Genomic DNA, 12,170 nt, shown 5'->3' on the forward strand with positions numbered 1-12,170 from the left:
CGACGACGATCTCGACGCCGATTCCGATTCGACCGCTGAGATGTCACGAGTCGCTGATTGATTTGAGAGAATGGATGTATGAGTCCCTACCGTGATCACCGCGCCCCCGGCGGGCGCCAGAACCGACCCAGCCGAAAACAACGCGCAGCGACGGCCAATCACGCCTCCAGCAGCGGCGGGTCGGGTGCCGGTCAGACATCGGACGCGCACGTCAGCGGGGGTGTGCGGCTGCAGAAGGTGCTCGCCGAGGCGGGTCTGGGATCACGTCGTGCCTGTGAGCAGCTCATCGTCGACGGTCGCGTCGAGGTCGATGGCAGCATCGTCACCGAGCTGGGCACCCGGATCGACCCGGAAACGCAGTCCGTGTACGTGGACACAGTGAGAATTTCGACACAGACCAAGAAGGTCTACCTCGTGCTCAACAAGCCCGCGGGAGTCGTGTCGACCATGAGCGACCCCGAGGGCCGGCCCTGCCTGGCCGACTATGTGCGCAACAACAACGAGCGCCTCTTCCATGTCGGCCGTCTCGACACGGAGACCGAAGGCATCATCCTGCTCACCAATGACGGGGAGCTGAGCAACCGGCTGGCCCACCCGCGCTACGAGATCCCGAAGACCTACCTCGCGAAGGTCAAGGGCCAGCTGGCGAAGGACGCCGGAGCCATCCTCAAGGCGGGAATCGACCTCGAGGATGGCTTCGTCAAGGTCGATGATTTCAAGCTCGTCGATTCGACCCCCGGCAAGTCCGTCGTCGAACTCACTCTTCACTCCGGCCGCAACCGCGTCGTGCGCCGCCTGCTGGCCGAGATCGGACACCCGGTGGAGCGCCTCGTCCGGCTGAAGTTCGGACCGATCGTCCTCGACGAGCAGAAGCAGGGCAAGATCCGCCCGCTGCGCTCCGATGAGGTCGGCGCACTGTTCGAGGCCGTCGGTCTGTGAGAGTCCATATCATCGGCACCGGCCTGCTCGGTGCCAGCCTGGGGTTGGCGCTGAGCGCGCAGGGCCATCAGGTGAGTCTCGAAGACACGTCGCCGACCGCGCAGCAGCTCGCCGCGGACCTCGGTGCCGGTCAGGTCGGTGCGCCCGAACACCCGGACATCGTCGTCGTGGCCACCCCGCCCGACGTCGCCGCCCGCGTCATCGCCGCAGCGCTCGAGGACTTCCCGAACGCCACGGTCACGGACGTCGCCAGCGTCAAGACCCGCCTGCTCGAAGCGGTGCGCGAACTGGTCACGGGCACTCAGCTCGATCGCTACATCGGATGCCACCCGATGGCCGGACGCGAGAAGTCCGGGGCGATCGCCGCCCAATCGGACCTGTTCACGGCCCGACCCTGGGTGATCTGCTCGGACGAGGACACCCCGGCCGACCGCCTCGGCGAGGTCATCGCCATGGCCGAGGACACGGGCGCCTCCGTGCTCCACCTGGATCCGCGCATCCACGATGCCGCGGTCGCGAAGGTCTCGCACGTGCCGCAGATCGTCTCCTCCCTGGTCGCCTCGCAGCTGCGGCATGCGCCCTTGGAGGAGATCTCGCTGGCCGGGCAGGGACTGCGCGATGTCACGCGCATCGCCGCCTCGGACCCGGGCCTGTGGACGCAGATCCTGACCGGCAACGCCGAGGAGGTCCGTTCCGTGCTCGTCGCTCTGCGCACCGAGCTCGACGAGGTCATCGGCGCTCTCGAACTCGGCCCCGGGTCGACGGGTCTGCTCGCCAAGGCGATCGCTTTGGGCAACGAAGGCCACGGCCGGATTCCCGGCAAGCACGGGCAGCCGCCGACCACCTATGCTGTTGTCACGATCCTGGTTCCGGATACGCCCGGAATGCTGGCCCGGCTGTTCAAGGACATCGGCGACCTCGGCGTCAATGTCGAGGATTTCCGGATGGATCACGCCTCCGGTCGGAAACTGGGCATGGTCGACGTGTCCGTGGTCCCGGCCATCCAGCAGGAGCTGGAGATCGGATTGCTGTCGAAGGGATGGCAGATCCCCGAATCCGCCATCGAGAAAGAAGGAACTGTATGAGCGTCGTAGCCATTGACGGACCGTCCGGAGTGGGCAAGTCGAGCACCGCCAAGGAGGTGGCGCGTCGGCTGGGCTTCCAGTACCTGGACACCGGTGCGATGTACCGGGCGATGGCGTGGCTGTGCCTCAACCGCGGGGTCACCGACCCCGTCGACGTGCTCGAGCAGGTGCGCGGTGCGGATCTGGAGATCTCGCTGAGCCCCGACGAATTCTTCGTCTCCGTCGACGACATCGATGTCACCGAGGACATCCGCGGTGCGGACGTGTCCGCGAACGTGCAGACGGTCTCCGGCGTCGTCGACGCCCGCGAGGAGCTCATCGACATGCAGCGGACCTATATCGCCGCCGCGCCCGAGGGCATCGTCGTCGAAGGCCGGGACATCACGACCGTGGTAGCCCCCGACGCCGATGTGCGCATCCTCATGACCGCCCGCGACGAGGTCCGTGTGGCCCGCCGGGCGAAGGAAGTGCACGGCAATGCCGACGCCGAGGCGATCGCCGCCACCCAAGACCTCGTCACGGGCCGTGACGCCAAGGACTCCGCCACGACGAGCTTCCTCGAGGCCGCCGACGGAGTGTACACACTCGATACCAGCGACATCGACTTCGACCAGGTGGTCGAGACGGTGCTGCAGCTGGTGAAGGACTCACAATGAGCGAATCCGGATTCCATGAGACACCCGACGACGACCTCGTCGACCGTGTCGAGAGCATCAGCGACGAGGAGGCCGAGCAGCGGGCGACCGCGCTCGAGGCCGGACTCGAAAGCTATGAGCTCGAAGACGAGGACCGGGCGCTGCTGCGCGCCTACGGCTTCGACGACGACGAAGACGAGGCCCTCGGCGCCGCACCGGTGCTGGCCGTCGTCGGTCGCCCCAACGTCGGCAAGTCGACGCTGGTCAACCGCATCCTCGGCCGCCGCGAAGCCGTCGTCGAGGACGTTCCGGGCGTCACCCGTGACCGGGTGAGCTACCGGGCGGAATGGAACACGAAGGAGTTCACCCTCGTCGACACCGGCGGGTGGGATCAGGACTCGAAGGGTATGGCCTCGCGGATTGCGATCCAGTCCGAGGTCGCCGTGGACATGGCCGATGCCGTCCTCCTCGTCGTCGATGCCACGACCGGTCCGACCTCGACCGATGAGATGGTCGTGAAGATGCTGCGCCGGAAGAAGAAGCCGGTCCTGCTGGCCGCGAACAAGGTCGACGACGAACGCGGCGAACTCATGGCCGCCGAACTCTGGGGCTTGGGCCTCGGCCAGCCGTGGACCGTCTCGGCTCTGCACGGTCGGGGAGTCGCCGACCTGCTCGACGAAGTGCTGACGATCCTGCCCGAGGTCTCGGCCGTCGACACCCGTGTCGAAGAGGGCGGACCGCGTCGGGTGGCCCTCGTCGGTCGTCCGAATGTCGGCAAATCCTCCCTGCTCAACCAGCTCATCGGTTCCGACCGGGTGCTCGTGGACAACGTCGCCGGCACCACGCGTGATCCCGTCGACGAGCTCATCGAGCTCGGTGGGAAGCAGTGGCGCTTCGTCGACACCGCCGGTATCCGTCGTCGTGCCCATCAGGCCAGCGGCGCCGACTTCTATGCCGCGCTGCGGACACAGACCGCACTGGAACGCGCCGAGGTGGCCCTCGTCCTCATGGAGGTCCAGGACCCGCTGAGTGAGCAGGACGTCCGCATCGTCACGACCGCCGTCGAGGCGGGACGCGCCGTGGTGCTGGCGTTCAACAAGTGGGATCTGCTCGATGACGAACGTCGCTTCTACCTCGAGCGGGAGATCGAACGGGACCTCGGCCATGTGGCGTGGGCGCCTCGCGTGAACATCTCGGCGAAGACCGGACGTCACGCGGAGAAGCTCGTTCCGGCGATGGAGACCGCTCTCGACGGCTGGGACACTCGCATTCCGACGGGACGGCTCAATGCGTTCCTCGGGGAGCTCGTCGCAGCCAACCCGCACCCGGTGCGCGGTGGTAAGCAGCCGCGCATCCTCTTCGGCACTCAGGCGCAGTCGCGTCCGCCGAAGTTCGTGCTCTTCACCACCGGTTTCCTCGATCCCGGTTATCGTCGGTTCATCATCCGTCGTCTGCGCGAGACCTTCGGCTTCAAGGGCACCCCCATCGAGGTTTCGATGCGCATCCGTGAGAAGCGTCGGGGACGCTGAATGAACGAGGACGAGCAGACGAGTGCATCGGGCTCCGCTGACGGTGCGGCCGGATCGCCCGGCGATGCCGCACGCCCGGCCGAGTCTGCGCCGTCCTCACGACCGGTGCCCGGCGCAAATTCCGAGCCCGCGGGCCCTGCGGCGACCTCTGCGTCGGCCTCGAAGCCCGCAGGCGCGGACCCTGCGTCGGGGACGGCCGCACCGGCCGCCTCGGTGAGGAACGCTCCCGGTTCGGCCGCCTCGGTGGGGAACGCTCCCGGTTCGGCCGCCTCGGTGGGGAACGCTCCCGGTTCGGCCGCCTCGGTGACGGTGGGACCTGGCTTCGCACCCGGCTCCGAACCCGGCATGGCAGGCGAGCCACGACCCTGGCATGCGCGGCCGCCGGCGCGAGCGCTGATGATCGCGGTGACGCTGGCGGGGCTGGCCTATGCGCTGATGTTCTTCCGCGGACTCCAGGACATCGTGGCCCCGGTGTTCCTCGCCCTGAACTTCTATATCGTCGTCTACCCGGTGCAGCGGCTGCTCACTCGGATCAAGGTGCCGCGGGCGATCGGGGCGTGTATCTCGGTCGTACTCGTGCTGTGCATGATCTTCGCGTTCTTCGGCCTCACCGCGTGGTCGGTCGCCGAGCTCGTCATCCTCATCCCCAGCTACAGCTACGAACTCGCCGCCACGTACCAGAACGCGCTGGCGCTGCTGTCGGACATCGGAGTGACGTCCTCGGTGATCCAGCAGCAGCTCTCCGGTTTCGATGTCCGTTCCGTGCTCGACGCCATCTACCCGCTGCTGACGAATCTGTCGTCGGTGGCAGGCCTGCTGACCACGGTCATCATGGCGGTGTTCTTCGTGGCGATGGATTCGATGGGCATCGACAAGCGGATGGCGATGCTGCTCGACGTCAAGCCGTCACTGTCGGCGTCGATCGGCGACTTCGCCAGCGGCGTCCGCCGCTACTGGGTGGTGGCGACGGTCTTCGGCCTCATCGTCGCATTCCTCGACGTCATCGCCCTGGCGATCATCGACGTCCCGCTCATCTGGGTGTGGGGTGTGCTCGCGTTCCTGACGAACTACATTCCGAACATCGGTTTCGTCATCGGTCTCATCCCGCCCGCTCTGCTGGCGCTGGTCGACAGCGGTTGGCAGTCGGCGCTGTGGGTGGTCATCGCCTACAGTGTGCTCAACTTCGTCATCCAGGCGATCATCCAACCGAAGTTCACCGGCGAGTCGGTGGGTGTGACCCCGCTGATCTCGTTCCTGTCCCTGCTGTTCTGGGTGTGGATCCTCGGCTGGCTCGGCGCCCTGCTGGCGCTGCCGGCGACCCTGCTGATCAAGGCCCTGCTGGTCGACGCTGACCCGAAGGCCAGGTGGGTCAATATCCTTCTCGCCTCCGATCCGGACACCGGACGCGCCGAACTGGTCAAGGGCCTGAAGAAGCATCAGGCTGCGCACTGACGAGTCAGCGGGGGCGGCGGAAGCGCTCGGCGGCTACGGTCTGAGACTGCCCGCGGTCCGGTGAATCCCACATTCTCGCTTTTCCGGCCGTTTGTCGCCTCGAGCCCTCGCACTGTGACGGCAGAGTGGTTAGCATGAAGTATGGCGACACTACTGAATATCCATCCGGAGAACCCGCAGGACCGACTGATCGAGAAGGCCGCTGAGTCACTCAGGAACGGTGGCCTGATCGCCTATCCCACGGATTCCTGTTATGCCCTCGGCTGCGCCTTGGACAACAAGGACGGCATCGAGCGGATCACTCGCATCCGACAACTCGGTTCGAAGCACCATTTCACACTCATGTGCCACGACTTCGCCCAGCTGGGTCAGTTCGTCATCGTCGACAATTCCGACTTCCGTGCCATCAAGTCGATGACGCCGGGACCGTACACGTTCATCATGAAGGCGACGAAGGAAGTTCCGCGCCGGATGATGCACCCGAAGAAGCATTCGGTCGGAGCTCGGATCCCGCAGAACGTCACGGCACTCGCACTCGTCGAGGCGATGGGGGAGCCGATCCTGTCCTCGACGCTGCTGCTGCCCGACGATGAGGATCCGCTGACCCACGCCGAGGATGTCATGGACCAGCTCGGCAATGACCTCGACATCGTCATCGAGTCCGGAGTCCCCGGAGTCGTGCCGACCTCGGTCATCGACTTCACCGGCAAGTACCCAGAGGTGGCTCGCGTCGGAGCCGGGGACGTCTCGCGGTTCCTCGACGAGTGAACCGGCAAGGTCGGTCGCACTGAGCTGGCCGGACTGCCGATTCACGGCTGATCACACGCCGGATCGACAGACCGGAACGAACCGGCAGACGAACTCAGCGAAATCTCGCCGAGGTGGCCGAGCCGCCTCGGCGAGATCTCATCCGCACCGGTGTCCTTCTCAACGGGTGGGCCCCGTGCGCCCGTCAGAGTCCGAGGTAGGCCGCCTGCACGTCAGGATTGTCGAGCAGCCGGGAGGCATCATCGGCGAGGACGATCCGCCCCTCGGCAAGGACGTATCCCCTGTGGGCGATTGCCAGTGATGCCTTCGCGTTCTGCTCACTGAGCAGAACTCCGATGCCGTTGCGATTGATCTGGGCGACCGACTCGAGGACCTGCTCGACGATGATGGGCGCCAGGCCCATCGACGGCTCATCCAGGATCAGCAGACTCGGATCCGACATCAGTGCTCGGCCGATCGCGACCATCTGCTGCTGCCCGCCCGACAGCGAGCCTGCCGGCTGTCTGGCCTTCTCCTTGAGGATCGGAAACATATCGGGCTCTTCGCGTTTAAGGGTGTAGCCGGGGCCTGAATCCTCCGGCTTCGAGCAGGCTCCTGGCGATGTAGTGCGTCAGATTCCGAAACCCCAACGCCGAGCCCCACAGATGCTCCAGACGCCCATTTAAAGCCTCGGTGGGGCCGTTCGAGGTTCCCGGCCGATCGAAGTACGCCACCACATCTCCTACCCTTTTCTTCAACGTGCGGCCCAACTTCCGCAACTCAATCAGACCTGCAGGTACTCCCGACGAGATCGATGCGATTACCGACTCCAGCATCCGTTTGGCCACCGTGCGGTCCGGATTCCGGTAAGCGCTCATGATGTCTTGATACACACTCCACGTCACCTCCACATCGGCATGGTCAGGGTTTGTGAACAATTCAGCGATCCTCTTCTGCTGCTTCTCGGTGAGGAACTCACACCCCGTATGCAAGGTGCGACGGGCTTGATACAACGGGTCACCCTTCTTCCCCCCGATGATCCAGTGTTTCCTGCTGGACTCGGCGGCGCACATCATCCAAACCATCGCCGGCGAGCTTGACGACGTGGAACGGATCCATCACTTCGACTGCGGTCGGCAGCTCCTCGGCGGCCGCGGTTTTGAACCCGGTGAACCCGTCCATCGCCACGACCTCGATCCCGTCCCGCCATTCCTGCGATCGCTCCGCCAGCCAGGTCTTGAACTCCGCTTTCGACCGTCCCTCGATCATGTCGAGCAACCGGGCGGGGCCCGTTTTGTCCCTGACAGGGGTGAGATCGATGATCACGGTGACGTACTTGTCCCCGCGTTGCGTGTGCCGCCACACGTGCTCGTCGACTCCGATGACGGTCACGCCGTCGAACCGGGTGGGGTCGTCGATGAGGACACGGTGACCTTCGGCCAGGATCGCGTCGTTGGCGGTGTGCCAGGACACGGCGAGCTTCTTCGCGATCACGGACACGGTGGCGTGGTCGACGACGAGGGCTCGTAGTGCCCAGGCCAGTCCGGTGCGGGAGATCTTCGCTCGGGCCGGTGCCGCGGCTGCGGTGTCGTGGCGCCAGACGTGCCCGCACTCGAGGCATTTGTAGCGGCGGAGCCGAATGTGGAGGGTGGTGGGTCGGTGGCCGAAGGGTTCGTGGGCCAGGCGGCGGGTGACGGTGTCTCGGGGCGCGCCGTGGCCGCCGCATTTTCGGCACCAGTCGTCGGTGTTCGTCGGTGTGCACAGGAGGAGCGCTTCGTGTTCGGTGAGCTGCTGGCCGACGCAGGAGAGGTTCAGTGTGTCGAGGTGGCAGAAGGTGGTGAGGTCAGGGGCGGAGAAAGTAGGCTGATCCAAGTCGAGGTCTTCCGGTTGGAGAGTGTAGGAACTTCCATCTTCGGAAGACCTCGACCTGTTTCCGGGTAGCGACGCGCACCCGGTTTTACACCCTCAACTGCGAAGAGCCGGATTACGTGGGCGGGAAATCGTTTGGTGCGATTACGGCTGAATGGAATGAGGCCGGTGTTCCGACGATTACAGACCGAACTGATGCCTGGGCATTCCCTACTCTGATCGGTCTCATGCGGAAGAAATTCCAGACCGGAGTTATCGAGTTCAAGGGAGAAGAATTCCCTGGTTCTCATGAACCGATTATCTCCAAGGAGCTATACACAGCTTTTGAGGCGCGGAGGAATCAGAATTCCAAAGCACCGGCTAGGAACAAATACCCTGAGTGGCCGCTCTCGGGTCTCATGGTCTGCGGATCGTGTGGAGGTCCGGTAGGGATGATCCAGCGAAACAAAGACGGAGCTACGCGGTTAGGTTGCCTACATCGGCGCAACAAAGGCACATGCAAACAGAAGGCAATCTATCGGCTCCAAGCGGATCATGCCTTCATGCTGTTTGTCTCTCAGTACATGGACCAGATCGTAGCGGCTCTCCCGGACGCGGAAACACAGTCACAGCTCAAGGAGGACGTAAAAGAAGCTGAGTACGCTCTCACAGCGGCTAAGAGCAAGCTTCAGGAGTTCCTTGAGACGGTCACCGTACTAGGCCTGAGTCTGGAGGAGAGCAAGGAGATTCTTGAGGCTAGACGCGAAGATGTGAAAACCGCTGAGATCAAACTGAGTGAGGCGGAAGGGGAGCTAGCTCTAGCAACTCCTCTGGAAGTCGATCAGCAAGCCTTGGAGCACAAGGAGGACATGTCTCCTTCTGAGTGGGCTTTGTACGTGCGTACCAAGCTTGTAGAGAAGTGCACGCTCAATCCGGATCAGTCCTTCTCCATCATTGGCAAAGCCGGTTACACACTGACTCAGGAAAAAATGAGTTATGACGGTTCTGCAAAGGTGGAGAAGGCAAACACTCAGGGTTTGAGTAGTGAGAAGACCAAACAGGCGAGAGCTTGGCTGAGGGCAAACGGCTATGAGGAGAAGGTCTCCGTAAGAGGAAATATTAAGTTCGAGTACCTGAAGCTTTGGATTAAAGAGGGTAAGCCTGTAGCCTGATCATGTTAGACCCCCTATTAAGGAGTACTCATGGCAATCATCACCAAGACCATTTACGTCTCAGACGTTTCCGGGGACCAGGTTGAAGAGAAAGACCTGGCTCGCGCGGAGGTCACTTGGAAGGGCCGTAGCTACAACTTGGCTCTGACCAAGGACGAATACAAGCGCGTTGAAGAGTACCTGGATGATCTCGTGCAAGAGGCCGAGGTGGATGAACCTCAGGTATCGGTCACGCGCCGTTCTCGGGCCGCCAGCTCCTCAGGCTCGGGCCTGTCCTCAGAAGAGCTTGCACAGTGCCGCGCTTGGCTACAGGAGCAGGGTGAGAAGGTTGCGGACCGTGGGCGTATCGCGGCTGACCTGATTAAGAAGTGGACCGATGCCGGTAAGCCTGAAGCTCGCGGCTGAAACCAACCCGGCGAGTTCCCCGTCTCCCAGTAGGAGGCGGGGAATTTCAATTGAAAAAGAAACTACCAAATTTCATCCTTTTGTGGGATGCGGGTTCTTTGGTAGTGATGCAACCCTAGAGAAGCAACTACTTTTGATTCGCCGGAAGGAACCCCATCCCCATGAAAGTTGTAGCCCTGACCACGCGGTATCTGGTCGCACTTGTCGCTGTGTTGACGCTGACGATGACTGTCGGTGTCACCGCGTCATCAGCGACGGAGAGCGAAGACATAGACCGCGAAGCGGTCAGCCGTCTTCACGATGCTCTTGTAAAGGCTAGGGCAGACGGAATCGAAGTCGAAGGCGATATCTCGGAAGAAGCCCTAATCAGTGAGTTTGAGAACAGTGGTCTTACGGCACAGGCCGCACCAAACGGCTGTTCGACACCGAAGGCTCTTAAAAAGGCCGCGAGTAAGTGGAATAAGCTCTTTAAACCAGCTTGTGACAAGCATGATCGGTGTTACAGTAAAGATTCCAAAGAGGATCGTATTCGTTGCGATACTGATTTTCGCGCGAACATGAAGGGAATATGTAAAAAGAAGAAGAGCGGAAAAGCCTCATGCTACACAGTGGCCGTGATCTACTTTGAGGCTGTTCGAGCTGGCGGAAAGAGTCACTACAAAGGGAAAGGAAGCCCCAGGTGATGCCAAGAAATATTTTCGTTAGAGTGCTGTACATCCTACTGGTAGTCATTGCTGTGTTACTGCTGATTGCGTGCATTGGTGCATCAGTATGGGCTGGAACTGCCGAAGATGGTTGGATTACCGTCAATGCGTTCATGCTTATAGGTTGGGTAGTCAGTTCACCCTTCATTCTGGGAGCAATCGCTTGGACGATCATCCTCTTTGTTGGTGGACGCAATTCTTCAACCTCTGACAAGATGAATGTATAAAACCCGTCAATAACCGAAAGGGCCGGTCTCCTACTAAGTAGGGGGCTGGTCCTCATTTCCGGTAGAGCCGGTTAGATTTTGATATAATAGATATAGATGCATTACTTCTCGCCCTCCAGACTGGACACCTGGAGGGTTTTTTCTTTGCCAAAATCTTTCAAAACAGATTTATGTTAGAATAGTGTATGTCCGATAAACTTAGCAAAGGAAATGAATGGAGAAATAATGTCAAACGAAGAACTTGATTTCGTGAAGGTGGAATGGCGATACGAATGCAAAGGAATGTTCGTCACCGTGCCGAAGAGGAGGGGAGTCTTCTCAGAGGACTACTTCATCAGGCAGACCATGATTGATCACGCCGGATACACCAATCCCCGCGTATTCGTGACCGACAGAGACCGCTTCAATCCAAGATCGTTCATCATCCCTTTTGCGTACTTTGACGTACTCCTGGAGCACTACTTCATCCCTGAGTTCGGGAAGTGCCTACTGATGAAGGAAACCAAGGTGACCGGGAAGAAGTGTACTGAGTCATGTCAGGGAGCCGATATGAGTAGCAAATGCACCTGTGCATGTGGGCGCACCAATCACGGAGGGGCCGTAGATAGGTGGCTCTTCGTAATTGAGAGTGTAGATCGGTGATTCCAGGACACGGCGAGTCGCTGCGCGGATAGACGTCGAGGTCTTCCGATGATGGAAGTTCTCACACAATCCATCCGAAAGACCTCGACGTGGCCAAGCCTACTTTCTCGACCCCTGACCTCACGACATTCTGCCGACTCGACACCCTCGACCTCACCTGCACCGGCCAAGACATCACCGGGCACAAGGCCATCTTGGAATGCTGAATCGCCCCGGGGATAATAGAGGCAGGGAGATTGGAAGAAGGAGATTCTCTCTTGCCAGTGAAATACACCGACGAACTCAAGGCTCGTGCCGTCGAGCTCGTCATCCATGCCCAGGCCGATCCGGACAGCGCGAACGGAGCGATCACTCGCGTCGCGAACGAACTCGGTCTGAGTAAAGAAACCTTGCGAGTCTGGGTGCGCAAGCATAAGGATTCCGGCAAAGCTACACCGGCCGAGTCGGTCGACCTGGAAGCGGAGAACCGTCGGCTGCGGGCTGAGCTGGCCGAAGCGAAGCGGGCCAACGAGATTTTGAAGAGAGCGTCGGCTTTCTTCGCGGCGGAGCTCGACCGCCCATCGAAGAGGGGGTACCTCCCGCTTGCGGGGGAATCGTCGCTTTCATCGACGATCATCGTCACGAGTTCGGAGTCGAGCCAATCGTGCGCGCCCTGTCCGGGACTGCTGCACGGATTGCTGTGAGCTCGTATTACGCCTTCAAGAAGCGTCAACCATCAGCCAGGGCCCGTCGGGACCAAGCACTGATGGTGGTCATCCAGGATGTCTATGAGGCGAACTATTCCT

The 12,170-nt window shown here is 61.6% G+C and carries 12 protein-coding genes and 1 pseudogene; 11 read left to right on the plus strand and 2 right to left on the minus strand.

Going from position 1 to position 12,170, the window contains the following annotated elements; all coding sequences use genetic code 11:
- The first annotated feature begins 78 nt into the window (after positions 1-78).
- The 6 genes from ACTIIH_RS10230 (at position 79) to ACTIIH_RS10255 (ending at position 6,408) form a co-directional block, all read left to right on the plus strand.
- Complete coding sequence (locus ACTIIH_RS10230) at positions 79-939, plus strand: pseudouridine synthase (protein WP_101553318.1); 861 nt, start codon at positions 79-81, stop codon at positions 937-939.
- Entirely contained in the window at positions 936-2,024 is a 1,089-nt protein-coding gene (locus tag ACTIIH_RS10235) for a prephenate dehydrogenase (RefSeq protein ID WP_441451649.1), read from the plus strand. The genes ACTIIH_RS10230 and ACTIIH_RS10235 overlap by 4 nt, the downstream gene beginning before the upstream one ends.
- A complete protein-coding gene (gene cmk, locus ACTIIH_RS10240; protein WP_101593256.1) occupies positions 2,021-2,680 on the plus strand; it encodes a (d)CMP kinase in 660 nt (219 codons plus the stop codon). The genes ACTIIH_RS10235 and cmk overlap by 4 nt, the downstream gene beginning before the upstream one ends.
- On the plus strand, positions 2,677-4,188 hold the full coding sequence (der, locus tag ACTIIH_RS10245; protein WP_101553321.1) for a ribosome biogenesis GTPase Der: 1,512 nt from the start codon (positions 2,677-2,679) through the stop codon (positions 4,186-4,188). The genes cmk and der overlap by 4 nt, the downstream gene beginning before the upstream one ends.
- Positions 4,189-5,640 (plus strand): AI-2E family transporter, encoded by a 1,452-nt coding sequence (locus ACTIIH_RS10250; protein ID WP_441451650.1) that lies wholly within the window; start codon positions 4,189-4,191, stop codon positions 5,638-5,640.
- A 141-nt stretch (positions 5,641-5,781) separates the two neighbouring features.
- Complete coding sequence (locus tag ACTIIH_RS10255; RefSeq protein WP_025780104.1) at positions 5,782-6,408, plus strand: L-threonylcarbamoyladenylate synthase; 627 nt, start codon at positions 5,782-5,784, stop codon at positions 6,406-6,408.
- 184 nt (positions 6,409-6,592) lie between these two features.
- On the opposite strand, the gene ACTIIH_RS10260 is transcribed toward ACTIIH_RS10255, so the two are convergent.
- Together ACTIIH_RS10260 and ACTIIH_RS10265 are read right to left on the minus strand one after the other, a co-directional pair.
- Positions 6,593-6,940, minus strand: coding sequence for an ABC transporter ATP-binding protein (locus ACTIIH_RS10260; RefSeq protein ID WP_241241414.1), 348 nt, complete (start codon positions 6,938-6,940; stop codon positions 6,593-6,595).
- Positions 6,941-6,956: 16 nt separating this feature from the next.
- A pseudogene (locus ACTIIH_RS10265) lies at positions 6,957-8,259 on the minus strand (ISL3 family transposase).
- A 116-nt stretch (positions 8,260-8,375) separates the two neighbouring features.
- Between ACTIIH_RS10265 and ACTIIH_RS10270 the strand changes: the two are divergent.
- The 5 genes from ACTIIH_RS10270 (at position 8,376) to ACTIIH_RS10290 (ending at position 12,068) form a co-directional block, all read left to right on the plus strand.
- Positions 8,376-9,407, plus strand: coding sequence for a recombinase zinc beta ribbon domain-containing protein (locus tag ACTIIH_RS10270; protein ID WP_101593259.1), 1,032 nt, complete (start codon positions 8,376-8,378; stop codon positions 9,405-9,407).
- A gap of 30 nt (positions 9,408-9,437) precedes the next feature.
- Positions 9,438-9,812: an Lsr2 family DNA-binding protein gene (locus tag ACTIIH_RS10275; RefSeq protein ID WP_441451651.1), complete on the plus strand. Its 375-nt coding sequence runs from the start codon at positions 9,438-9,440 to the stop codon at positions 9,810-9,812.
- A gap of 161 nt (positions 9,813-9,973) precedes the next feature.
- Positions 9,974-10,495, plus strand: coding sequence for a phospholipase A2 (locus tag ACTIIH_RS10280; RefSeq protein ID WP_441451652.1), 522 nt, complete (start codon positions 9,974-9,976; stop codon positions 10,493-10,495).
- A gap of 473 nt (positions 10,496-10,968) precedes the next feature.
- Entirely contained in the window at positions 10,969-11,385 is a 417-nt protein-coding gene (locus ACTIIH_RS10285; protein WP_441092013.1) for a hypothetical protein, read from the plus strand.
- 236 nt (positions 11,386-11,621) lie between these two features.
- Positions 11,622-12,068, plus strand: a complete 447-nt coding sequence (locus ACTIIH_RS10290; protein WP_441451653.1) for a transposase — start codon at positions 11,622-11,624, stop codon at positions 12,066-12,068.
- The last annotated feature ends 102 nt before the right edge of the window (positions 12,069-12,170 follow it).

Source organism: Brevibacterium sp., from assembly GCF_052105255.1.
GTDB lineage: Bacteria > Actinomycetota > Actinomycetes > Actinomycetales > Brevibacteriaceae > Brevibacterium > Brevibacterium linens_B.